Annotated in this window: 24 protein-coding genes; 13 read left to right on the top strand and 11 right to left on the bottom strand. The window is 69.6% G+C overall.

Going from position 1 to position 23,415, the window contains the following annotated elements:
* Positions 1-126: 126 nt before the first annotated feature.
* From A5678_RS21165 to A5678_RS21155, 3 genes are read right to left on the bottom strand one after another with little or no spacing between them, the layout of a single operon-like run.
* Positions 127-1,296 carry an acyl-CoA dehydrogenase gene (locus A5678_RS21165; protein WP_068046298.1) on the bottom strand — a complete coding sequence of 390 codons (1,170 nt, stop codon included), beginning with the start codon at positions 1,294-1,296 and terminating at the stop codon, positions 127-129.
* A 14-nt stretch (positions 1,297-1,310) separates the two neighbouring features.
* A complete protein-coding gene (gene purE / locus A5678_RS21160) occupies positions 1,311-1,829 on the bottom strand; it encodes a 5-(carboxyamino)imidazole ribonucleotide mutase (protein WP_068046295.1) in 519 nt (172 codons plus the stop codon).
* Entirely contained in the window at positions 1,822-3,051 is a 1,230-nt protein-coding gene (locus A5678_RS21155; protein ID WP_082945657.1) for a 5-(carboxyamino)imidazole ribonucleotide synthase, read from the bottom strand. The genes purE and A5678_RS21155 overlap by 8 nt, the downstream gene beginning before the upstream one ends.
* 108 nt (positions 3,052-3,159) lie before the next feature.
* Between A5678_RS21155 and A5678_RS21150 the strand changes: the two genes are divergently transcribed.
* Positions 3,160-3,819: a GtrA family protein gene (locus tag A5678_RS21150; RefSeq protein ID WP_068046286.1), complete on the top strand. Its 660-nt coding sequence runs from the start codon at positions 3,160-3,162 to the stop codon at positions 3,817-3,819.
* On the opposite strand, the gene A5678_RS21145 is transcribed toward A5678_RS21150, so the two are convergent.
* Genes A5678_RS21145 through A5678_RS21135 form a run of 3 tightly spaced genes read right to left on the bottom strand, consistent with a single transcriptional unit; the run spans position 3,774 to position 6,747 of the window.
* Positions 3,774-4,292: a PH domain-containing protein gene (locus A5678_RS21145; protein WP_068046384.1), complete on the bottom strand. Its 519-nt coding sequence runs from the start codon at positions 4,290-4,292 to the stop codon at positions 3,774-3,776. The two genes, A5678_RS21150 and A5678_RS21145, sit on opposite strands and share 46 nt — an antisense overlap.
* A 33-nt stretch (positions 4,293-4,325) precedes the next feature.
* Positions 4,326-5,147: a biotin--[acetyl-CoA-carboxylase] ligase gene (locus tag A5678_RS21140; protein WP_068046283.1), complete on the bottom strand. Its 822-nt coding sequence runs from the start codon at positions 5,145-5,147 to the stop codon at positions 4,326-4,328.
* A 10-nt stretch (positions 5,148-5,157) separates the two neighbouring features.
* The gene (locus A5678_RS21135; RefSeq protein ID WP_068046279.1) at positions 5,158-6,747 is read right to left on the bottom strand and encodes an FAD-binding protein; all 1,590 of its coding nucleotides are present in this window, start codon (positions 6,745-6,747) and stop codon (positions 5,158-5,160) included.
* Positions 6,748-6,782: 35 nt separating this feature from the next.
* Here A5678_RS21135 and A5678_RS21130 point away from each other — a divergent pair, with 35 nt between their 5' ends.
* From A5678_RS21130 to A5678_RS21100, 7 genes are all read left to right on the top strand, one after another.
* Positions 6,783-8,423, top strand: coding sequence for an acyl-CoA carboxylase subunit beta (locus tag A5678_RS21130; RefSeq protein ID WP_068046276.1), 1,641 nt, complete (start codon positions 6,783-6,785; stop codon positions 8,421-8,423).
* An 8-nt stretch (positions 8,424-8,431) separates the two neighbouring features.
* Positions 8,432-8,656 (top strand): acyl-CoA carboxylase subunit epsilon, encoded by a 225-nt coding sequence (locus tag A5678_RS21125; protein ID WP_068046272.1) that lies wholly within the window; start codon positions 8,432-8,434, stop codon positions 8,654-8,656.
* Positions 8,653-9,303 carry a nucleoside triphosphate pyrophosphatase gene (locus A5678_RS21120; RefSeq protein ID WP_068046269.1) on the top strand — a complete coding sequence of 217 codons (651 nt, stop codon included), beginning with the start codon at positions 8,653-8,655 and terminating at the stop codon, positions 9,301-9,303. The genes A5678_RS21125 and A5678_RS21120 overlap by 4 nt, the downstream gene beginning before the upstream one ends.
* Before the next feature lie 112 nt (positions 9,304-9,415).
* Positions 9,416-10,309, top strand: coding sequence for a sulfurtransferase (locus A5678_RS21115; RefSeq protein ID WP_068046267.1), 894 nt, complete (start codon positions 9,416-9,418; stop codon positions 10,307-10,309).
* Complete coding sequence (locus A5678_RS21110; protein ID WP_068046263.1) at positions 10,306-10,743, top strand: SufE family protein; 438 nt, start codon at positions 10,306-10,308, stop codon at positions 10,741-10,743. The genes A5678_RS21115 and A5678_RS21110 overlap by 4 nt, the downstream gene beginning before the upstream one ends.
* A gap of 108 nt (positions 10,744-10,851) precedes the next feature.
* Positions 10,852-12,645: an acetyl/propionyl/methylcrotonyl-CoA carboxylase subunit alpha gene (locus A5678_RS21105; RefSeq protein WP_068046260.1), complete on the top strand. Its 1,794-nt coding sequence runs from the start codon at positions 10,852-10,854 to the stop codon at positions 12,643-12,645.
* A gap of 177 nt (positions 12,646-12,822) precedes the next feature.
* Positions 12,823-13,251, top strand: coding sequence for an STAS domain-containing protein (locus tag A5678_RS21100; protein ID WP_068046257.1), 429 nt, complete (start codon positions 12,823-12,825; stop codon positions 13,249-13,251).
* On the opposite strand, the gene A5678_RS21095 is transcribed toward A5678_RS21100, so the two are convergent.
* Positions 13,222-14,010 (bottom strand): RNA polymerase sigma factor SigF, encoded by a 789-nt coding sequence (locus A5678_RS21095; protein ID WP_068046254.1) that lies wholly within the window; start codon positions 14,008-14,010, stop codon positions 13,222-13,224. The genes A5678_RS21100 and A5678_RS21095 overlap by 30 nt on opposite strands.
* The gene (locus A5678_RS21090) at positions 14,007-14,444 is read right to left on the bottom strand and encodes an ATP-binding protein (RefSeq protein ID WP_068046250.1); all 438 of its coding nucleotides are present in this window, start codon (positions 14,442-14,444) and stop codon (positions 14,007-14,009) included. Before A5678_RS21090 ends, A5678_RS21095 begins: the two co-directional genes overlap by 4 nt.
* 107 nt (positions 14,445-14,551) lie before the next feature.
* On the opposite strand from A5678_RS21090, the gene A5678_RS27630 reads away from it, so the two are divergent.
* Positions 14,552-14,701, top strand: coding sequence for a hypothetical protein (locus A5678_RS27630; RefSeq protein ID WP_197502212.1), 150 nt, complete (start codon positions 14,552-14,554; stop codon positions 14,699-14,701).
* 133 nt (positions 14,702-14,834) lie between these two features.
* On the opposite strand, the gene usfY is transcribed toward A5678_RS27630, so the two are convergent.
* A complete protein-coding gene (gene usfY / locus A5678_RS21085) occupies positions 14,835-15,146 on the bottom strand; it encodes a protein UsfY (RefSeq protein WP_068046247.1) in 312 nt (103 codons plus the stop codon).
* A gap of 92 nt (positions 15,147-15,238) precedes the next feature.
* Entirely contained in the window at positions 15,239-15,622 is a 384-nt protein-coding gene (locus A5678_RS21080) for a hypothetical protein (protein ID WP_068046244.1), read from the bottom strand.
* A gap of 317 nt (positions 15,623-15,939) precedes the next feature.
* On the opposite strand from A5678_RS21080, the gene A5678_RS21075 reads away from it, so the two are divergent.
* From A5678_RS21075 to nei2, 3 genes are read left to right on the top strand one after another with little or no spacing between them, the layout of a single operon-like run.
* On the top strand, positions 15,940-16,611 hold the full coding sequence (locus tag A5678_RS21075) for a TetR/AcrR family transcriptional regulator (protein WP_068046241.1): 672 nt from the start codon (positions 15,940-15,942) through the stop codon (positions 16,609-16,611).
* Between the two features lie 38 nt (positions 16,612-16,649).
* Positions 16,650-21,218: an ATP-dependent helicase gene (locus A5678_RS21070; protein ID WP_068046238.1), complete on the top strand. Its 4,569-nt coding sequence runs from the start codon at positions 16,650-16,652 to the stop codon at positions 21,216-21,218.
* A 2-nt stretch (positions 21,219-21,220) separates the two neighbouring features.
* A complete protein-coding gene (gene nei2, locus A5678_RS21065; protein WP_068046236.1) occupies positions 21,221-21,976 on the top strand; it encodes an endonuclease VIII Nei2 in 756 nt (251 codons plus the stop codon).
* Positions 21,977-21,988: 12 nt separating this feature from the next.
* Here the strand turns inward: nei2 and A5678_RS21060 are convergent, their stop codons facing one another.
* Positions 21,989-22,906, bottom strand: a complete 918-nt coding sequence (locus A5678_RS21060; protein ID WP_068046233.1) for a PHB depolymerase family esterase — start codon at positions 22,904-22,906, stop codon at positions 21,989-21,991.
* Between the two features lie 161 nt (positions 22,907-23,067).
* Between A5678_RS21060 and A5678_RS21055 the strand changes: the two genes are divergently transcribed.
* A complete protein-coding gene (locus A5678_RS21055; RefSeq protein WP_068046229.1) occupies positions 23,068-23,409 on the top strand; it encodes a DUF732 domain-containing protein in 342 nt (113 codons plus the stop codon).
* The last annotated feature ends 6 nt before the right edge of the window (positions 23,410-23,415 follow it).

The raw sequence follows: 23,415 nt of genomic DNA, 5'->3' as shown, positions 1-23,415 counted from the left end.
GGGGATGCGCGCAGATGCCACGCTGTTCACTGAGAGACAGACCCCCTGCCGCGGACAAGACCGATTCGCACGACTCTACGTGCGGTCTCACCACCCCGAATGGTTAACCGTCGGTGATCCTATAGGTCAGCGCAGCAACGCCCGCGACATGACCACACGCTGAATCTGGTTCGTGCCCTCGTAGATCTGGGTGATCTTGGCGTCTCGCATCATCCGCTCGACCGGGAAGTCGACGGTGTAGCCGGCGCCGCCGAAGAGCTGCACCGCGTCGGTGGTCACCTCCATCGCGACGTCGGAGGCCCAGCACTTGGACGCCGCGGAGATGAAGCCCAGGTTGGATTCGCCGCGCTCCGCGCGGGCGGCCGCGTGGTACACCATCAGCCGGGCGGACTCCACCTTCATCGCCATGTCGGCGAGCATGAACTGCACGCCCTGGTTGTCGCTGACCGGGCGGCCGAACTGCTTGCGGTCCTTGGTGTACGCGATGGCGGCGTCCAGCGCACCCTGCGCGATGCCGACCGCCTGTGCGCCGATGGTGGGCCGGGTGTGGTCGAGCGTCGCCAGCGCGGTCTTGAAGCCGGTGCCCGGCTCACCGATGACACGGTCGCCCGGGATGCGGCAGTTCTCGAAATACAGCTCGGTGGTCGGGGAGCCCTTGATGCCGAGCTTCTTCTCTTTGGGACCGACGGTGAACCCCTCGTCGTCGGCGTGCACCATGAACGAGGAGATGCCGTTGGCGCCCTTGTCCGGGTCGGTGACGGCCATGACGGTGTACCAACTCGACTTGCCGCCGTTGGTGATCCAGCATTTGGCGCCGTTGAGAATCCAGTCGTCGCCGTCGGCCTTGGCGCGCGTGCGCATCGAGGCCGCGTCGCTGCCGGCTTCCCGCTCGCTCAGCGCGTAGGACGCCATCGCGGTGCCGTCGGCGATGGACGGCAGCACCTGCTTCTTCAGCTCGTCGGAGCCGCGCAGGATCAGGCCCATGGTGCCCAGCTTGTTCACCGCGGGGATCAGCGACGCCGAAGCGTCGACGCGGGCGACCTCCTCGATCACGATGCACGCCGCGACGGAATCGGCGCCCTGGCCGCCGTACTCCTCGGGGACGTGGACCGCGTTGAAGCCGGACGCGTTCAGCGCCTCGAGGGCCTCGTCGGGGAACCGCGAATTCTCGTCCACGTCGGCGGCGTGCGGGGCGATCTCCTTCTCCGCCAGCGCGCGAATCGCCGCCCGCAGCTCCCGGTGCTCCTCGGGCAACTGGAACAAATCGAACGACGGGTCTCCGGCCCAACCAGCCATCTCAAGCCTCCTTGCTACTCACCGGTAACTTTACCGTGCAGCCGCTGCAGCGCCTCATCCTTGGCGCGCACGCTCTCGGCCAGCTGGCCTTGGAACTGGACGATGCGGGCCCGCAGCGCCGGGTCGGACGAGCCGAGGATGCGCACGGCGAGCAGGCCCGCGTTGCGGGCGCCGCCGATGGAGACGGTGGCCACCGGGACGCCCGCCGGCATCTGCACGATCGACAGCAACGAGTCGAGGCCGTCCAGCCGCGCCAGCGGCACCGGCACCCCGATCACCGGCAGCGGCGTCGCCGACGCGACCATCCCGGGCAGGTGGGCGGCGCCGCCGGCGCCGTCGATGATCACCTCGATGCCGCGGTCGGCCGCGCCGCGCGCGTAGTCGAACATCACCTGTGGCGTGCGATGCGCCGAGACCACCCGAACCTCGGCCGGTATGTCGAATTCGGCCAGCGCCGCCGCGGCGTCGGCCATCACCGACCAGTCGCTGTCGCTGCCCATGATCACCCCGACGCGAGCGTCACAACTAGTCATGCGGGTCCCATCCGTCCGTCCAGTGCCCGTGCGACAACCAGTGTGCCGCCAGCTCAGCGCGCGTCCGCAGCGCGGCCACCTCCGCCATATCGGTGCCCAGGAAATTGACGTGGCCGACCTTGCGACCGGGCCGTTCCTCTTTCCCGTAGAGGTGCACCCGGGCGTCGGGCATCCGCGCGAACAGGTGGTGCAACCGCTCATCCGTCGTCATGGCGGGCCGCTCCGCGGCGCCGAGCACGTTGGCCATCACCGTCACCGGCGCGATGGCGTCGGTATCGCCCAGCGGATAGTCCAGCACCGCGCGCAGGTGCTGTTCGAACTGGCTGGTGCGGGCCCCGTCCATGGTCCAGTGCCCGGAGTTGTGCGGTCGCATCGCCAGCTCGTTGACCAGCAGTTCGCCATCGGTGGTCTCGAACAGCTCGACCGCGAACACCCCGACCACGCCCAGCTCGGCGGCCAGGCGCAACGCCAGCTGCTGGGCGGCCTCGGCCGGCTCGCCGGCCAGCCCGGGCGCGGGCGCGATCACCTGCACGCAGATCCCGTCTTTTTGCACCGTCTCGACGACGGGCCACGCCGCGCCCTGGCCGAACGGTGAGCGCGCCACCAGCGCCGACAGCTCGCGGCGCAGGTCCACCTGCTCCTCCGCCATCACCGGCACGCCGTCGGCCAGGAAGCTGGCCGCGATCTCCCGGGCGTGCAACGGGTCGCGCGCCATCCGCACCCCGCGCCCGTCGTAACCGCCGCGGACCGCTTTCACGACCACGGGCCCGGCGATGCGCTGCGCGAAGGCATCGAGTTCGTCGACGCTCCGGATTTCCGCGTAGCGGGGCACGGGAACGTCCAGCGCCTCCAACCGCCGGCGCATGATCAGCTTGTCCTGGGCGTGCACCAGCGCCTGCGGCGGTGGGGCGACGTTGACGCCTTCGGCGACCAGCTTGTCCAGCAGCTCGCCCGGCACATGCTCGTGGTCGAACGTCAGCACATGGGCCCCGGCGGCGACCCGGCGCAGGTCTTCCAGCTCGGTGTGCGAGCCGATCGTGACGTCGGGGGTGACCTGCGCGGCCGGCTCGTCGGAAGCGGTGGCCAGCACCCGCAGGGTCTGCCCCAGCGCGATCGCGGCCTGATGGGTCATCCGGGCCAGCTGGCCGCCGCCGACCATGGCGACCAACGGCGCGACTGCGGGGGCGGCCCCGGGCGGGCGTGTACTCGGCACGGGCATCATGGTGTCACGGCGCGGACGGCGTGTTGACCGGCGGTGACACCGAATCGTTATGTACGATTTTGCGTCGATTTTGCGTCGATTTTGTGTCCGTCCGTACACTGACCACTTGTGCCCTTCGCCGAAGCCGCAATCGAGCGCATGCCCGGCTTTATTAAGCCCTATTTGCTGCGCCACCACGAACTGATCAAATTCGCCATCGTCGGCGGAACCACGTTCGTGATCGACTCGGCGATTTTCTACACACTGAAACTGACAATTCTGGACTCCAAACCGGTCACCGCGAAGGTCATCGCCGGCATCGTCGCGGTCATCGCGTCCTACGTGTTGAACCGCGAATGGAGCTTCCGGGATCGCGGCGGCCGCGAGCGGCACCACGAGGCGTTGCTGTTCTTCGCCTTCAGTGGTGTGGGGGTGCTGCTGTCCATGGCGCCGCTGTGGTTCTCCAGCTACGTCCTGCAGCTGCGGGAGCCGACGGTGTCGCTCACCGTGGAGAACATCGCCGACTTCATCTCGGCCTACATCATCGGAAACCTGCTGCAAATGGCGTTCCGCTTCTGGGCATTCCGGCGCTGGGTGTTCCCGGACGAGTTCGCGCGCAACCCCGACAAGGCGCTGGAGTCCGCCCTCACCGCCGGCGGCATCGCCGAGATGCTCGAGGACGAGATCGAGGGCGGGAACGTCACGCCGCTGCGCGCCTGGCGCAACCGGGCCGGCCGGTTGGGTCAGCTGGGCGACTCCTCCGAACCCAGGGTGTCGAAAACCTCGTGATACAGCAGCGCGTGCACCTCTCGCAGGCGCGGAATGTCGTAGAACTCCAACGGATCCTGTGACGCCGATTCGATAATCAGCGTCCCGGTGCGAAACATTCGCTCGGTGATCCGGTCGCGGAATTCCACGCTGTTGATGCGCGCCAGCGGGATATCGATTCCGGTACGGGTGAGCACCCCGTGCCGAAACATCACCCGCCGGTTCGTCACGACGAAATGCGTGGTCAGCCAGCTCAAGAACGGCCATAGCGTCAACCAGCCGACGATGACCAGCCAGATGCCCCAGATGACGCCATAGATGATGTTCTTGGCCAGCTGGCCCCAGTGCGTCGAGTTCAGGTATCCGGACCCGAACGCCGCCAGCGCGGTCGCCAGCAGCAGGGCTGCGACGGGCCAGATCAACCGCTTCCAGTGCGGATGGCGGTGGACGATGACCTGCTCGCCGGCGGCCAGGACGTTATCCGGATAGCTCATGCTCGCCGACATTAGCCGCGCGGGGCGGGATAGCTAGCGCAAATGCACCACGTCGCCGGCCGATACGACGACGGTCTCTGCCCCGGTGTCGATGCACAGCCTGCCCTGGTCGTCGACCGCGGTGGCGTCCCCGACGACTTCCCGGCCGCCGGGCAGGTGGGCCTCTACCCGGTGGCCGATGGTCAGGCTGCGCGCCCGGTAGTCGGCCGCCAGCGCCCAGTCGGCGCCGCGCGCGGCGCGCCAGGCCACGATCCGCCGGCCGAGCTCGTTCAACAGCCCGCACACCAGCCGGGTGCGGTCGGGCGATGCCACACCGAGGTCGACCAGCGAGGTCGCCCCCTCGATGCCGTCAGGTGCCTGAAACACGTTGAGCCCCAGGCCGATCACCACCACCGGCCGCGCCACCTCGGCCAGGATGCCGGCCAGCTTGCCCGGGGAACCGGGGGCACCCGCCAGCACGTCGTTGGGCCACTTGAGTCCCACCTGAACCCCCTCGAGCAGCGGGGCGACCGCGTCGACCACCGCCACTCCGGTGGCCAGGGGCAGCCAACCCCAGCCGGCGGTCGGCACGTCGACGATGCTGACGCCGACCGACATCGTGATCTGGCTCCGCGGGGTGGCCGACCAGCTGCGGCCGTGCCGCCCGCGCCCCGCCGTCTGGTGCTCGGCGATCAGCACGGCCCCGGCCACGTCGGCCCCCATTGAACCCTGGGCCGCTTGCGCGAGCAGGTCGGCGTTGGTGGAACCGGTCTGTTCGACGACGTCGAGACGGCGCCAGCCGAGTCCGGTGCCGATCAGTTCGGCGCGCAGCGCGGCCTGGTCCAGTGGAGCCCTGAGCTGGTCTCGGTCCGTCACTGGACCCAGCCTAGAACTCAGCGGCGCCGGTGGCCCGTGCCCGCATGTCTCGCATGTCTCGCATGTCTAAGGCGGCCAGGTGGCTGAACAGCATGCTGGTTCCGATCGGGTTACCGCCGCCGGGATACGCCGTGCCGCTGGGCGCGGCCATCGTGTTGCCGGCGGCGTACAGACCGGGGATGGGGTTGCCGGACGTGTCGAGCACCCTGGCGGCGGTGTCGGTGCGCAGGCCGCCCTTGGTGCCCAGATCCGAAATGCCGAAAGCCGCGGCGTGATACGGCGGACGATCGATGGGCACCAGCGGCGAGGCGCCCCCGGAGAACGCGCGGTCGAACGCCTCGTCGCCCCGCCCGAAGTCCTCGTCGACGCCCGACGCGGCAAAACCGTTGAACCGGGCCACCGTCGCCGCCAGCTGCCTACCCGGGACACCGATCTTGTCGGCCAACTCCTCCAGAGTGTCCGCGGAGTGCCACAGGCCGGCGGCGACGTACTTCTCCGTCTCGACGATGGAGACGTTGGCCGCCTTCACCGGCGGCACCTCGCCCTCGGAGTCGTCGTAGATCATCCAGTACGGCAGCGTGATTGACCCGTCCTGCAGTTGCGCGATGATCTCGCGACCGGCCCGGTCGTAGGCCCGGGACTCGTTGACGAACCGGTTGCCGTCCTGGTTGACGAAGATGCCGCCGGTGAACCACAGCGCGAACGCCGAGCGGCCGTCGGGATGCGTCATGCCGGGCGACCACCACGCCTGGTCCAACAGGTCGGTGTCGGCGCCCGCGGCGATGCCGGCCTGCAGCGCCAGGCCGCGACTTCCCGGGCCGCCCATGGTGTCTCGTGCGTCGCCCGGCACCCCGTATTTGCGCCGCAACTCCTCGTTGTTCTCGAAGCCGCCGGCGGCGAGCAGCACCCCCAGCCGGGTGCGGATGGCGCGGCGCTCACCGCCGCTGTCGACGATCGCGCCCGTCACGGCCCCGTCGGACATCACCAACTCGACCAGGGCGGTGTCCCGCTGCAGCGACGCCGTCGGGTACTGCTCAACCGCCTTGAGGAACCGCGCGATCAGCGCGCGTCCCCCGAGGTAGTAGTCGGAGGGCGGTTCCGCGCCGAGCCGGTCGGTGTCCAGCGGCCCGCGGATCACCTCGCGCAGCTCGGGGGCGGCGGCCACCTTCCAGGGCTTCGCGGCGATGTGGCGCTGGCCGTCCAGCCGCGCCTTCGGCGCCTTGCCGTAGTAGTCCGGCCAGGGCAACGGCACGAACTTCAGCAGGGGGTCGGCCTCCAGGTACTCGATCAGCCCCGCACCACCGCGGACGTAGGTTTCCTGCAGTTCACGGGGCGTGCGGTCGCCGACGACGGCGTGGTAATAGGTGAGCGCGTCCTCGATGGTGTCGTTGAAGGCGCCCGGGGGGCCGGCCCGGACCAGCACGGGATTGCACGGGAACCAGACGCCGCCCCCACCGGAGTAGGCGGTGGTGCCACCGAATTTCGACGTCGCCTCCACCAGGAGGACGTCCAGGCCCTCGCGCGCCGCGGTGTAGGCGCCGGTGACGCCGCCGCCGCCCGACCCTGCAACGAGCACATCGCATTCGGTCGCCCAGTCCATCAGCGGAGACTAGCTCGCCGCTAAGCTCGATTCCCATGACAAGCGTTACCGACCACACCGCGGAGCCGGCCGCCGAACACACCATCGACATCCACACCACCGCAGGCAAGCTGGCCGAGCTGCACAAGCGCCGGGAAGAGTCGCTGCACCCCGTGGGTGAAGAGGCCGTCGACAAGGTGCACGCCAAGGGCAAGCTGACCGCCCGGGAGCGCATCCTGGCCCTGCTCGACGAGGACTCGTTCGTCGAACTCGACGCGCTGGCGCGGCACCGCAGCAAGAACTTCGGCCTGGAGAACAACCGTCCGCTCGGCGACGGCGTGATCACCGGCTACGGCACCATCGACGGGCGCGACGTCTGCATCTTCAGCCAGGACGCCACGGTGTTCGGCGGCAGCCTCGGCGAGGTGTACGGCGAGAAGATCGTCAAGGTCCAGGAACTGGCGATCAAGACCGGCCGCCCGCTGATCGGCATCAACGACGGCGCCGGCGCCCGCATCCAGGAGGGCGTCGTCTCGCTCGGCCTGTACAGCAAGATCTTCCGGAACAACATCCTGGCCTCCGGCGTGATCCCGCAGATCTCGCTCATCATGGGCGCCGCGGCCGGTGGGCACGTCTACTCCCCCGCCCTGACCGACTTCGTGGTGATGGTCGACCAGACCAGCCAGATGTTCATCACCGGCCCGGACGTCATCAAGACCGTCACGGGCGAGGACGTCACGATGGAGGAACTCGGCGGCGCCCACACCCACATGGCCAAGTCGGGCACCCTGCACTACGTCGCCTCGGGCGAGCAGGACGCCTTCGACTGGGTGCGCGACCTGCTCAGCTACCTGCCGCCCAACAACGCCACCGACGCGCCGCGCTACGCCGAGCCCGTCCCCGAGGGAGCCATCGAGGACAACCTCACCGAGGAGGACCTCGAACTGGACACGCTGATCCCGGACTCGGCCAACCAGCCGTACGACATGCACGAGGTGATCACCCGGATCCTCGACGACGACGAGTTCCTGGAGATCCAGAACGGCTATGCCACCAACATCGTCGTCGGGTTCGGCCGCATCGAGGGCCGGCCGGTCGGGATCGTGGCCAACCAGCCGACGCAGTTCGCCGGCTGCCTGGACATCAACGCCTCGGAGAAGGCCGCGCGGTTCGTGCGAACCTGCGACTGCTTCAACATCCCGATCATCATGCTGGTGGACGTCCCCGGCTTCCTGCCGGGTACCGGCCAGGAATACAACGGCATCATCCGGCGCGGCGCCAAGCTGTTGTACGCCTACGGCGAGGCCACCGTTCCGAAGATCACCGTGATCACCCGCAAGGCCTACGGCGGCGCGTACTGCGTCATGGGCTCCAAGGACATGGGCTGCGACGTGAACATCGCCTGGCCGACCGCGCAGATCGCGGTGATGGGCGCCTCCGGGGCCGTCGGCTTCGTCTACCGCAAGCAGCTGGCCGAGGCGGCCAAGGAGGGCAAGGACGTCGACGAGCTGCGCCTGCAGCTGCAGCAGGAGTACGAGGACACGTTGGTCAACCCGTACGTCGCGGCCGAGCGGGGCTACGTCGACGCGGTGATCCCGCCGTCGCACACCCGCGGCTACATCGGCACCGCGCTGCGGCTGCTGGAACGCAAGATCGCGCACCTGCCCCCGAAGAAGCACGGGAACATCCCGCTGTGAGTGACGAGATGACTCAGCACGAGCACGAACCGCACATCCACATCCTCCAGGGGCACCCGACCGACCAGGAGCTGGCCGCACTGGTCGCGGCGCTGGGGGTCGTCGGGGGCGGCGTCCCCGAGCCCACCGAGCCCGAGCCGACCCGCTGGGGCCTGCCGGTGGACCGGCTGCGGTTCGCGATGTCCAACTACCAGCGGCTCACCATGCAGCAAATGACGCACATGAGGCATTGACCCGCCTGGTCCTCGGGTCGGCCTCGGCCGGCCGCCTGCAGGTGCTGCGCCAGGCCGGCGTCGATCCGCTGGTCGTGGTCTCCGGCGTGGACGAAGACGCCGTCGTCGCCGAGCTGGGGCCCGACGCCGCGCCCGCCGAGGTGGTGGGTGCGCTGGCGGCGGCCAAGGCGGAACGGGTGGCGGGCGAGCTGGACGGCGCCGTCGCCGCCGATTGCATTGTCCTCGGCTGTGATTCGATGCTCTACCTGAACGGCGGGCTGTGCGGCAAGCCCGGTTCCGCCGACGAGGCGATGGCCCAGTGGCACCGCATGGGTGGCCGGTCGGGCCGGCTGCACACCGGGCACTGCCTGCTGCGGCTGCGGAACGGCGCGATCGCCCATCGCGAAGTCGAATCCGCTTGCACCACAGTGCGTTTCGCCGTACCCGCGGAGGCGGATCTGCGGGGTTACGTCGCCAGCGGCGAGCCGCTGCACGTCGCCGGCGGGTTCACCCTCGACGGGCTGGGCGGCTGGTTCGTCGACGGGATCGACGGCGACCCGTCGAACGTGATCGGTGTGAGCCTGCCGCTGCTGCGGTCCATGTTGCAGCGGGCGGGGCTTTCGGTGACCGCGCTGTGGGCGACAAACCGGGCCGTCCGCGAGACATAATCCTCTGCGACCCGCCCCGCGTGTCGTCACGGACGTTTATGTGGCGCGGCAGGCCGACGGCGGCGGTGCGGCCCCAGGTGAGGCGGTGAGCCCTGGCGGTAGGCTCGGTGGCGTGGCATTACCCCCCGATCCAAGCCCGACTCTGACGGCCTACGCCCACCCCGAACGACTGGTCACCGCCGACTGGCTCTCCGCCCATCAGGGCACCCCCGGCCTGGTGATCGTCGAATCCGACGAGGACGTCTTGCTCTACGACGTCGGCCACATCCCCGGCGCGGTCAAGATCGACTGGCACACCGACCTCAACGACCCGACGGTCCGCGACTACATCAACGGAGCGCAGTTCGCCGAATTGATGGACCGCAAAGGCATCTCGCGTGACGACACCGTGGTGATCTACGGCGACAAGAGCAACTGGTGGGCCGCCTACGCGCTGTGGGTCTTCACACTGTTCGGCCACCCCGACGTGCGCCTGCTCAACGGCGGGCGCGACCTGTGGCTGGCCGAGCGCCGGGAGACCACCCTGGAGGTCCCCACCGAGACCTCCACCGGCTACCCCGTCGTCACCCGCAACGACGAACCCATCCGGGCGTACAAGGACGACGTCCTGGCCATCCTGGGCAGCCAGCCGCTGATCGACGTGCGCTCGCCGGACGAGTACACCGGCAAGCGCACCCACATGCCGGACTACCCCGAGGAAGGCGTGCTGCGCGGCGGCCACATCCCCACCGCCCGGTCCATCCCGTGGGGCAAGGCGGTCGACGAGAGCGGGCGATTCCGCAGCCGCGAGGAACTCGAGGAGCTCTACGACTTCATCGACCCCGAGGACAAGACCGTCGTCTACTGCCGTATCGGCGAGCGGTCCAGCCACACCTGGTTCGTGCTCACGTATCTGCTGGGCAAGCCGGGGGTGCGCAACTACGACGGATCGTGGACCGAGTGGGGCAACACCGTGCGCACGCCGATCGTCGCCGGTGAAGAGCCGGGGGCCGTTCCGGTCCGATGACCCTGCCCGCACCGTTGGCCGAGGTGGTCTCCGACTTCGCCGAAGTCCAGGGCCAGGACAAGCTGACGCTGCTGCTGGAATTCGCCAACGACCTCCCAGACCTGCCTCCCGAGCTGGAGGAGCAGGGCATGGAGCCGGTGCCGGAATGCCAGACCCCGCTCTTCCTCCACGTCGATGCCAGCGACCCGAACCGGGTGCGCTTGCACTTCAGCGCCCCCGCCGAGGCGCCGACCACCCGCGGGTTCGCGTCGATCCTGGCCGCCGGTCTCGACGAGCAACCCGCGGCCGACATCCTGGCGGTGCCCGAGGACTTTTACACCGACCTGGGGTTGGCCGCGCTGATCAGCCCGCTGCGGTTGCGCGGCATGTCGGCGATGCTTGCCCGCATCAAGCGGCGGCTGCGCGAGTCAGCCCAAAATTCCGGCACCGCCTGATCGGCGTGACGGCGCGGCGCTTAGACTTCCCTGGAGTTGTAAGAAACTCTCTTAAAGAAGCCCACCGCGGAAACACGTCCGCTTCAGATCTGCCAAACAGGAGGCGCAGTGGCTAGTCACGCCAGCTCGAGGATCTCCAAAGTGCTTGTCGCCAACCGCGGCGAGATCGCTGTCCGGGTGATCCGCGCGGCCCGCGATGCGGGCCTGCCCAGCGTGGCGGTGTACGCCGAGCCTGACGCCGACGCCCCGCACGTGCGCCTCGCCGACGAGGCGTTCGCTCTGGGTGGCCAGACTTCCGCGGAGTCCTACCTGGACTTCGGCAAGCTCCTCGACGCGGCGGCCAAGTCGGGCGCCAATGCCGTCCACCCCGGCTACGGCTTCCTTTCGGAGAACGCCGATTTCGCGCAGGCGGTCCTCGACGCCGGGCTGATCTGGATCGGCCCCAGCCCGCAGTCGATCCGCGACCTCGGCGACAAGGTCACCGCCCGCCACATCGCCGCGCGCGCCCAGGCTCCCCTGGTGCCCGGCACCCCCGACCCGGTCAAGGACGCCGACGAAGTGGTGGCCTTCGCCAAGGAGTACGGCGTCCCTATCGCCATCAAAGCGGCCTTCGGTGGCGGCGGCCGCGGCATGAAAGTCGCGCGCACCATCGAAGAGATCCCGCACCTGTACGAGTCGGCGGTACGCGAAGCCGTGGCCGCCTTCGGCCGTGGCGAATGCTTCGTCGAGCGCTACCTGGACAAGCCCCGCCACGTCGAGGCGCAGGTGATCGCCGACCAGCACGGCAACGTCATCGTGGCCGGCACCCGCGACTGCTCCCTGCAACGCCGCTTCCAGAAGCTGGTGGAGGAGGCGCCCGCACCGTTCCTGACCGACGCGCAGCGCAAGGAGATCCACGAGTCGGCCAAGCGCATCTGCAAGGAGGCGCATTACTACGGCGCCGGCACCGTCGAATACCTGGTCGGCCAGGACGGCCTGATCTCGTTCCTGGAGGTCAACACCCGGCTGCAGGTCGAGCACCCGGTCACCGAGGAGACCTCGGGCATCGACCTGGTGTTGCAGCAGTTCAAGATCGCGAACGGCGAAAAGCTGGACCTCACAGAGGACCCCACGCCCCGCGGCCACGCCATCGAGTTCCGCATCAACGGCGAGGACGCCGGACGTGGCTTCCTGCCGGCCCCCGGCCCGGTCACCCGTTACGACACTCCCAGCGGCCCCGGCGTCCGCCTGGACTCCGGCGTCGAGGCGGGGTCGGTGATCGGCGGCCAGTTCGACTCGATGCTGGCCAAGCTGATCGTGTACGGCGCCACCCGCGGAGAGGCCCTGGCCCGCTCCCGCCGCGCGCTCGACGAATTCCACGTCGAAGGGCTGGCCACCGTCATCCCGTTCCACCGCGCCGTGGTGTCCGATCCCGCCTTCATCGGCGACGGCGACAGCTTCTCGGTGCACACCCGCTGGATCGAGACCGAGTGGAACAACACCATCGAGCCCTTCACCGCCGGCGAACCCCTCGACGAGGAAGACACCCGGCCCCGCCAGACGGTGGTCGTGGAGGTCGGCGGCCGCCGGCTCGAGGTATCGCTGCCCGGCGATCTGGCGCTTTCCAACGGCGCCGCGGATCCGGCCGGTGTGATCCGCAAGAAGCCCAAGCCGCGCAAGCGCGGGGCGCACGCCGGTGCCGCCGCCTCCGGCGACGCCGTGACCGCCCCCATGCAGGGCACGGTGGTCAAGGTCGCGGTCGAGGAGGGGCAGCAGGTCGTGGTCGGCGAACTGGTCGTGGTTCTCGAGGCGATGAAGATGGAGAACCCGGTCACCGCGCACAAGGACGGCGTCATCACCGGACTCGCGGTCGAGGCGGGCGCCGCCATCACCCAGGGCACGGTGCTCGCCGAGATCAAATAGCCCGCCCGACGATATTCCTGGGAAACAGTTGTCGCCCCGGTCCGGCGGGGGTAGCGTTCCGGTCAGGTTGAGTTCACAGCCGTCCGGATAACGTCGATGGGCGTGGGGAAGGCGAACTCCCTGCCTTTCCGCTTCAATGAACGCCTGACGTCTTCCGCAGCACATCCTGCTCTACGGATGGAGTCAGTAATGTCTGTGGCCCAATCTTGGCAGCACAGCCGGGCGGCGCAGTTCACCGCGCGCTGGGACCCATCGGGAACCCTGATCACGGTGGACGGTGAGCTCGACGCCGCCAACGCCGATCAGCTCGCGGCCTACGTCCGACACGTCGTCGGTCGTTCGCGGCGCGTGATCCTGGACCTGCGCGGCCTGAAATTCATTGGCACGGCCGGCTTTTCGGCGCTTCACCGCATCAATGTGGTTTGCTCGGGCGCCCAGGCCTACTGGGCGATGGCACCGAGCCCGGCGGTGGCGCGGTTGCTGCGCCTCTGCGACCCCGACGGCACCCTCCCGGTGACGACGCCGGCCGCCGAGTCGCTCCTGCGATCGCTGCGGGCGGAGGGCGAAGAGCCGCCCCTACTGCAATTGGTCGCGCAGCCGCGTTAGCGACTTCGCCAGCAGCCGGGACACGTGCATCTGCGAGATGCCGACGCGCTCGGCGATCTGGGTCTGGGTCATCGACTCGAAAAACCTGAGCACCAACACCGTTCGCTCCCGCTCAGGCAGAGCCTCCAGCAGTGGGCGCAGCGACTCCTGATCCTCGATCCGGTCCAGACCGGTGTCCACGTCGCCCAGGGTGTCGGCGATCGCGCGCGCTTCGTCCTCCTCGCCGCCGCCGCCGCTGTCGATGGACAGGGTGTTGTACGAGCTGCCCGCCACCAGGCCCTCGACGACCTCCTCGCGGTCCATATCGAGTTCGGCGGCCAGTTCGGTCGCGGTGGGCGCCCGGCCGAGCCGTTGCGACAGATCGGCGGTGGCGGTGCCGAGGCGCAGGTGCAGCTCCTTCAGGCGTCGCGGCACCTTGACCGACCAGCTGTTGTCGCGGAAGTGCCTGCGGACCTCGCCCATGATCGTGGGCACCGCGAAGGACACGAAGTCGGAGCCGGCCTCGACGTTGAACCGCACGACCGCATTGACCAAGCCGACCCGCGCCACCTGGACGAGGTCGTCGCGCGGTTCGCCGCGGCCCTCGAACCGGCGGGCGATGTGATCGGCCAGTGGCAGACAACGCTCGACGATCTTGTCCCGTTGGCGCTGGAATTCCATCGAGTCGGCCTCGACGGTGGCCAACTCTCGGAACATCTCCGGGACATCGGCGTATTCGTTCGGGCGCGAGACCGAACCGCCGGCAGCTGGTGGTGTCACCTGCTGGAGGCCGCCCGTCGCGCCGTCAGCGTGATACCGAAAACGCTGCCGGTTTGGTTCGGCTCGCGACCATCGTGGAAAGTCTGGACGTCATCGGCCAAGGACGTCAGCACGTGCCAGCTGAAGCTGCCGGGCGCGACCACGTCGTGGGTCTCACAGGCCGCGGACGCCTCCACCACCAACTGGTCGTCCTGCGGGTCCACCACCACGACCAGGGTCGCGTCGGGGGTCGCGCAGCGGATCAACCGGGTGCACACTTCGTCGACCGCAAGCCGCAGATCCGCCACGGCATCGAAGTCCAGGTCCTCGAAGGTGCCGATCGCACCGACCAGCGTCCGCAGCATCGCCAGGTTCTCCAGGCGCGCCGCGACATGCAATTCCACGGCGCGGTGGCCGCGCTGACGCTTGTTAGTGCGCAATCCCGCATCGTTCATCTGGTCTCCCGGCAATGTTTGACCGACACTACTACCGCCCCGGGGCCCGCCGTGGACCGTACGTTCGAGCCGATTAGTCATGGTGTCCGCCGAATGTGGGGCCCGAGATGGACGGGCCGGAAACCACCGAAACGGTTCTGACACGGCGGCTCGAGCGCGTGGCGAAAATCGCCGGGATCGCGCTGGTCGTATTGGTAGTTCTCGCTGTAGGCATCTATGTCGGTGTCTTCGTGTTCCTGTCCCCCATGATCGGGTGACCACGCTGACACAACCCTTCCGGCACTCATCATGGTGCACACCTGATACCCACAAGATGAGGCGGGTAACCCCCCGCGTTTACTTCCCGGCAAAAAAGGGTCGGCGCTCACATGCGCCGCGGCGCGAGCGCCCCTAGCTGGCAGGCCACTGCCTGTCCACCTCGGGGTGCTCGGCGTACCAGCGATCCGCGATCCGGCGGATCCGCCGGTGCTCGATCGCCACCCACACCAAGCCGAGGACCGCGGCGATGATCGCCAGGACGCCCGCGGTCATGCCCTCGTGATAATGCCCGGTGCCGAAGGCCGACAGGCTTCCGGATCCTCCGATCACACCGACCACCACCAGCAGGTAGCCGGGCCAGTGCAGTACGTCGATCAGCGACTCGCCGGCGAGCGGCCGCGTTGTCCTCAGATGGTCGACGGGGTCGTGAAATGTGTCTCCCATGGCTGCTCCTAGTGGAGATGACTCAATGCGCAGCTCAATACGGGTTGCACCATCAACGGTAGATCCCCGGAAAGGCTTTTGGCGAGACCCAGTCAGAGGGTCAGCGCGGGGCCGGCGATCGGGGCCACGCCCAGGGCGACCATCAGCACCATCAGGGTGAACAGAAACCAGCCGGCGCCGTGCCATCCCCACCAGGTGCCCTGCGCCTTCCATACGCGATAGGTCCGCAGGAACGCCCAGAGCCCGCCCGCCAGCAGGATCAGCGGTCCCCCCAGGGCCAGCAATGTCCGCTGCGGCGTGCCGCACGCCGCCGTGTCCACGCCGTTGCCGGGGCAGGTGCTGACCCACAGCGCGGCCATGACCAGGAAGCCGACCGCCACGGTCGCTGCCACCACTGCGAACCGGATGGCGGCACGCACCTCGCCGTCTTCCTGCCCCAAGCGATCACCACCCGACCGCTCATCCGCTTTGTGCATCCGTACCCCTCATGCTCCGGGTAATCAGTGTTTTGTTCATCGTTTGCCGCGTCGCAATAGTTACCGCGCGATGTCGGATTGTCCGGCGGCCAGGCGCCGCAATCCCGCTGGCCCTTGCGGAATTCGCATGGGGACACATACCCATCGGCAAACCCGGCAAAACGGCTCAGTCCTGGGTCCTGCCCGCAAAAGCCCGCCCGCCGCGAAAATCGTCCACACCGTCAATTATTCGGATGGATCGGCGCCGACCGTGGGCGCAGAGCCGGGATAGACAGATTATGGTTGGTGTCTCGGCGCCGGTGAGTACTATCTCTCACATGCCGACAGGCCGAAGGCGGTTATCCCCCGAGGATCGACGCGCTGAGCTGCTCGCTTTGGGGGCCGAAGTCTTCGGAAAGCGACCTTACGACGAAGTGCGGATCGACGAGATCGCCGAGCGCGCCGGAGTGTCCCGGGCGCTGATGTATCACTACTTCCCCGACAAGCGCGCCTTCTTCGCCGCGGTGGTCAAGGACGAGGCCGACCGGCTGTACGAGACCACCAACATGGACGACGCCACCGGCCTCACCATGTACGAAGAGGTGCGGACCGGGGTCATGGCCTACATGGCCTACCACGAGCAGAATCCGGAGGCCGCCTGGGCCGCCTACGTGGGGCTGGGCCGGTCCGACCCGGTTCTGCTGGGCGTCGACGACGAAGCCAAGAACCGCCAGCTCGAACACATCATGAGCCGCATCCACGACCTGGTGGCGAACATCTCCGGGGCGAAGCTGGAAACGGAGGTCGACCGCGACCTGCGGGTGATCTGTCACGGCTGGCTGGCGTTCACCTTCGAGCTGTGCCGCCAGCGCATCATCGATCCCACGATCAACGCCGAACGCCTGGCCGACGCCTGCGCGCACTCACTGTTCGACGCCATCGCCCGGGTGCCGGAGATACCCGAGGAGCTGTCCCACGCGATGGCGACGGCCCGAATCCAGCCGCGCTAGCCAGCGCCCTTGTCGGTACGCCTTGGCACCATGGTGAGGTGACCACCCGTGACCCGTTAGGCCGGTTCAGCGCGACCACGCGCGAATGGTTCACCAGCACATTCGCCGGCCCAACAGCCGCGCAGGCCGAAGCCTGGGACGCCATCGCCGACGGCGACAACACGCTGGTGATCGCGCCGACCGGATCCGGCAAGACGCTCGCGGCGTTCCTGTGGGCGCTGGACAGCCTCGCCTCGCTCGCCGGCTCGGCCGAGCGGCCGGCCGGCACCCGCGTGCTCTACGTGTCCCCGCTCAAGGCGCTGGCCGTCGACGTCGAGCGCAACCTGCGCACCCCGCTGGCGGGCCTCACCCGCATCGCCGAGCGCCGCGGCCTGCCCCCGCCCGACATCAGCGTCGGCGTCCGCTCCGGCGACACCCCGCCCGCCGAACGCCGGCAGCTCATCGCGCGTCCGCCCGACGTGCTGATCACCACGCCGGAGTCGCTGTTCCTGATGCTCACCTCGGCCGCGCGCGAAACGCTGGCCGGCGTGCGGACGGTGATCGTGGACGAGATCCACGCCATCGCCGCCGGCAAGCGCGGCGCGCATCTAGCGCTGTCGCTGGAGCGGCTGGACGCGCTGCGCGAGGGTCCGGCCGCACAGCGCATCGGGTTGTCGGCGACGGTGCGCCCACCCGAAGAGCTCGCCCGGTTCCTGTCCGGACGGCAACCGACCACCATCGTCGCACCCCGGGCGGCCAAGACGGTCGAGCTGGCGGTGCAGGTGCCGGTGCCCGACATGGCCAACCTGGCCGACAACAGCATCTGGCCCGACGTCGAGGCGCGGCTGGTCGACCTGATCGAGGCGCACAACTCGACCATCGTGTTCGCCAATTCGCGGCGGCTCGCCGAGCGGCTCACCGCACGGCTCAACGAGATCCACGCCGAACGCTGCGGGGTGGGCCTGTCGAGCGAGACCAACCCCAAGGTGGCGGGCGGGGCGCCCGCGCACCTCATGGGCAGCGGCCAGACCTACGGCGCCGAGCCGATACTGGCGCGCGCCCACCACGGCTCGGTCAGCAAGGAGCAGCGCGCCCTGGTCGAAGAGGACCTCAAGCGCGGGCTGCTCAAGGCGGTGGTGGCGACGTCGAGCCTGGAGCTGGGCATCGACATGGGCGCGGTCGACCTGGTGATCCAGGTGGAGGCGCCGCCGTCGGTGGCCAGCGGCCTGCAACGCATCGGGCGGGCGGGCCACCAGGTCGGCGAGGTGTCCCAGGGCGTGCTGTTCCCCAAGCACCGCACCGACCTGATCGGCTGCGCGGTGACCGTGCAGCGGATGCTCGCGGGCGAGATCGAAACGATGCGGGTGCCCGCCAACCCGTTGGACATCCTGGCGCAACAGACGGTGGCGGCCGCCGCGCTGGAGCCGCTGGACGCCGACCGGTGGTTCGACACGGTGCGCCGCAGCGCCCCCTTCGCGACACTGCCGCGCAGCGTGTACGAGGCCACCCTCGACCTGCTGTCGGGCAAGTACCCCTCGACCGAGTTCGCCGAGTTGCGTCCCCGCCTGGTCTACGACCGCGACACCGGCACGCTGACCGCGCGCCCGGGCGCGCAGCGGCTGGCCGTCACCTCCGGCGGCGCCATCCCCGACCGCGGCATGTTCACCGTCTACCTCGCCAGCGAGGCGGAAAAGCCGTCGCGCGTCGGCGAACTGGACGAGGAGATGGTGTACGAGTCCCGGCCCGGTGACGTGATCTCGCTGGGCGCCACCAGCTGGCGTATCACCGAGATCACTCACGACCGGGTCCTGGTGATCCCCGCGCCCGGCCAGCCGGCCCGGCTGCCGTTCTGGCGCGGCGACGACGCCGGCCGCCCCGCCGAGCTGGGCGCCGCGCTGGGCGCGTTCACCGGCGAGCTGGCCGGACTGGACCGCGACGCATTCAACGCGCGGTGCGCGGGCCTGGGCTTCGACGCCTACGCCACCGACAACATGTGGGCGCTGCTGGACGAGCAGCGGGCCGCCGCCGGCGTGGTCCCCACCGACACCACCCTGCTGGTCGAGCGGTTCCGCGACGAACTGGGCGACTGGCGGGTGATCCTGCACTCGCCGTACGGGTTGCGGGTGAACGGGCCGCTGGCGCTGGCGGTGGGCCGGCGGCTGCGGGAACGCTACGGCCTGGACGAGAAGCCGACCGCCTCCGACGACGGCATCGTGGTGCGGTTGCCGGACATGCTGTCCGACACCGGTGAGACCCCGCCCGGCGCCGAGCTGTTCGTCTTCGACGCCGACGAGATCGACCCCATCGTCACCGCCGAGGTCGGCGGTTCGGCGCTGTTCGCGTCGCGGTTCCGGGAGTGCGCGGCCCGCGCGCTGCTGCTGCCCCGCCGGCACCCGGGTAAGCGGTCGCCGCTGTGGCACCAGCGCCAGCGGGCCGCCCAGCTGCTGGACGTGGCCCGCAAATACCCCGACTTCCCGGTTGTGCTGGAGACCATCCGCGAATGCCTGCAGGACGTGTACGACGTGCCCGCCCTGGTCGCGCTGATGGCCGGCATCGCCCAGCGCAAGGTGCGGGTTGCCGAAGCGGAAACGGCGCGCCCCTCACCGTTCGCGGCGTCCCTACTGTTCGGCTACGTCGGCGCCTTCATGTACGAGGGCGACACCCCGCTGGCCGAGCGCCGGGCCGCGGCGCTATCACTGGACAGCACGCTGCTGGCCGAGCTGCTCGGCCGGGTCGAGCTGCGCGAGCTGCTCGACCCGGACGTCATCGCCGCGACCGGCCGCCAGTTGCAGCACCTGTCCGCGGACCGGGCCGCGCGCGACGCCGAAGGCGTCGCGGACCTGCTGCGGCTGCTGGGTCCGATGACCGAGGAGGAGGTCGCCGCCCGGGCCGGCGGCGCCGAGGTGGGCGGCTGGCTCGAAGGGCTGCTCGCGGCCCGGCGGGCGCTGCCCGTGTCGTTCGCCGGCCGCAGCTGGTGGGCGGCCATCGAGGACATCGGCCGGCTGCGCGACGGGGTGGGGGCGCCCGTTCCGCTGGGCGTTCCGGCCGCCTTCACCGAGGCGGTGGCCGACCCGCTGGGCGAGCTGCTGGGCCGGTACGCGCGCACCCACACCCCGTTCACCACCGCGGCGGCGGCCGCCCGGTTCGGGCTGGGGCTGCGGGTGACGGCCGACGTGCTCGGCCGGCTGTCCGACCCCTCCAGTTCTCAAGGCCGGCTGGTACGCGGTGACTTCGTCGCCGCCCCGGAAACCGCCGGGGCGTCCGCGGCCGAACAGTGGTGTGACGCCGACGTGTTGCGCGTGTTGCGGCGGCGTTCGCTGGCGGCCCTGCGCGCGCAGGTCGAACCGGTGAGCACCGCCGCGTACGGCCGGTTCCTGCCGGCCTGGCACCGGGTGGCCTCGCCCGGTTCGACGGGCTGCTCGGGGCTGGACGGGCTGATGTCGGTGGTCGACCAGCTGGCCGGTGTCCGGATGCCGGCCTCGGCGATCGAACCGCTGGTGCTGGGCCCCCGGGTCCGGGACTACTCCCCCGCCATGCTCGACGAGCTGCTCGCCACCGGGGAGGTGACCTGGTCGGGCGCGGGGTCGATTTCGGCGAGCGACGGCTGGGTCGCGCTACACGTGAGCGATTCCGCGTCCTTGACGCTGGCCGGGCCCGTCGAGATCGACTTCACCGATGCCCACCGCGCGATCCTGGACACGCTGGCCGGCGGCGGCGCGTACTTCTTCCGTCAGCTGGCCCAGAGCGGGATCCCCGATGCGGAACTCAAAGCCGCGCTGTGGGAGCTGATTTGGGCCGGGTGGGTCACCGGTGACACGTTCGCTCCGGTGCGCGCCGTGCTCGGCGGCGTGGGCAGCCGCAAGCGCTCCGCCCCGGCGCACCGGTCACACCGCCCGCCGCGCCTGAGCCGATACAGAGTGGCGCACGCGCAATCCCGGCCCGCCGACCCGACGGTGGCGGGCCGGTGGTCGGCGCTGCCGCCACCCGAACCCGATTCCACGGTGCGCGCCCACTACCAGGCGGAGTTGCTGCTGGGCCGCCATGGGGTGCTGACCAGGGGCGCGGTCGCGGCCGAGGGCGTCACTGGCGGGTTCGCCACGCTCTACAAGGTGCTGAGCACCTTCGAGGAGGCCGGCCGATGCCAGCGCGGCTACTTCGTCGAGTCGCTGGGCGGCGCGCAGTTCGCCGTCGCCTCGACCGTCGACCGGCTGCGCAGCTACAGCGACGGGATCGACCCCGAGCGACCGGAATACCGGGCGGTCGTGCTGGCCGCCGCCGACCCGGCCAATCCCTACGGCGCCGCACTGCCGTGGCCGGCGTCCGGCGGGGAGAACGCGCGGCCGGGCCGCAAGGCCGGGGCGCTCGTCGTGCTGGTGGACGGCCACCTGGCCTGGTTCCTCGAGCGCGGCGGACGGTCAATGCTCACCTTCACCGACGACCCGGCGGCCCATCACGCGGCGGCCGCGGCGCTGGCCGAGCTGGTCGCCTCCCGGCGTGTCGCATCGATCCTCGTCGAGCGGATCGACGGGGTGCCGGCGCTGCAACCCGAACACGGCCGCGGCGGGGTGGCGGACGGCTTGCAGGAGGCGGGCTTCGCCCGCACACCACGCGGACTGCGGCTGCGGTAGCCATGCCGGAAGGAGACACCGTCTGGCACACCGCCGCCGTGCTGCGCGAACGGTTGGCCGGGCGCACCCTCACCCGCTGCGACGTTCGCGTCCCCCGGTATGCGACCGTCGACCTCACCGGGCAGACGGTCGACGAGGTAGTGAGCCGGGGCAAGCACCTGTTCATCCGGGTGGGCCGGGCCAGCATCCATTCACACCTGAAGATGGACGGCAGCTGGCGGGTCGGCGACCGGCCTGTGCGAGTCGATCACCGGGCACGGATCGTCCTGGAAGCCGGCACTGTCCGCGCCGTCGGCGTGGACCTGGGCGTCCTGGAGATCCTGGAGCGCGACCGCGACGGGGAGGCCGTCGCGCATCTGGGGCCCGACCTGCTGGGCGAAGACTGGGACGCCACGGTCGCCGCCACCAACCTGGCGGCCCAACCGGACCGACCGCTCGCCCAGGCGCTGCTCGACCAGCGAGTGCTGGCGGGCATCGGCAATGTCTATTGCAACGAGCTGTGTTTCGTCAGCGGACACCTGCCCACCGCACCGGTGAGCGCGGTCGCCGACCCGCGTCGGCTTGCCGCCCGCGCCCGGGACATGTTGTGGCTGAACCGGTTTCGCTGGAATCGCTGCACCACCGGTGACACCCGGGCCGGGCGGCAGCTGTGGGTCTACGGGCGCGCAGGGCAGGCGTGCCGTCGCTGTGGCACCCGGATCAACTACGACGAGTCCGGGGAACGGGTCACGTACTGGTGCCCGTCCTGCCAGCGCTGACGCGCCGCGCCACTAGTCCCGGGCGTGCGCCAAAAAGAACTCCGCGATGGCCTCCGACCCGTCGAGCGCGCGGGTGGTGGGCCCGATGATGGCCTTGGGCAGGTATTGCCGGCCGCCCGGCCAGGTGTGCCCGCCGCTGTCGATCTGGTAGAAGATCACCTCGGTGGACGCGGTACACGCCGTGGAGTCGAAGCGGTGCACGACGGTGCCGTCCCCGACGTTGGGCAGTGCCTGCACCGAGGGGTCGCCTTGGCAACCATCCGCCGAACGCCACTTGTTCACCATGGTGGGGGCGGAGATGGAGTGGCTCACCCCGCCCCGGCCACGCACGGCCCCGCCTTTGAACGGGACCAGCGGATCGGCCGTGCCGTGGGCCTCCCAGACCGACACCGGCCGCGACGGATTGCACGCCACTCCGACGCCCAAGGTGCCCGCAACGGGCGCGACCGCGGCGAACACGTCGGCGCGGTCGCACGCCAGCCGGTTGGACATGAAGCCCCCGTTCGACATCCCGGTGACGAAAACGTGCCCGGGGGCGATGCCGTAGTCGTTCTGCACCTTGCCCACCAGGCCCACCAGGAAGCCGACGTCGTCGATGTGCCGGCGATCCGCCGGCGAGGCCCCCCGCCCGTCGGCCCAGCTCTTGTCGTAACCGTCGGGATAGACCACGAGCAGGTTGTGGGCGTCGGCGACGGCGTCGAATCCGGTCAGCCCACGCTGCCCGTTGCCGGTACCGCCGCCGCCGTGCAGGCTCAGCACCAGACCGACCGGGCTACCCGGCGGCATGTGCAGCAGGTAAGTTCGATCCATGCCACCGGAGCGGAACGTCCCGGAAGCATCCCGAGCCGTGGCCGCCGACACATGGCGCACACCACATCCCGCCAGGCACACCGCCACCAGGGCCACTGACAACCAACGCACGTACGGCATATCGTCAATACACCGACGGAGCCGACGCCGGAGCAAACCTGGGTGTGGCGATGATCGCAATATCGTTGATCCTGCACCGTGCGGCGCGGCAACGTGCAAATATTCGGGCAGCCCCCGCGGTCAACGAGCAACGGCACTTCGATGTCACGGGAGTATCAGAAATGACGAGGACCCAGGTACGCAACCCCAGCCTTCTGCTGTTGCTGTTGGCTGCCGGTGTTGTCCCGGCGGCGGGGTTGCTGGGTGCGCTGGGAGCGGCCCCGGTCGCCCACGCCACCGCCGATGACGCCTTCCTCGCGGCGCTGACGGCCAAGGGCATCAACTACGAATCGCCCGAAACCGCCATCCGGTCCGGTCATTTGGTGTGTCAAGAACTCGAGTCCGGCGAATCGCCACAACAGGTGGCAAACGACGTGATGACCAACAGCCACCTCGATGGCTACCACGCCGGCTACTTCGTGGGCGTGAGCATCCGGGCGTACTGCCCGAAGTATCAGGCCTGAAATTTA

Origin of the sequence: Mycobacterium sp. E2733 (assembly GCF_001667585.1) — a bacterium.
Lineage (GTDB): Bacteria > Actinomycetota > Actinomycetes > Mycobacteriales > Mycobacteriaceae > Mycobacterium.
Note: the sequence above shows the minus strand (reverse complement) of the source record. Positions and strands in the feature narration are given on the sequence as shown.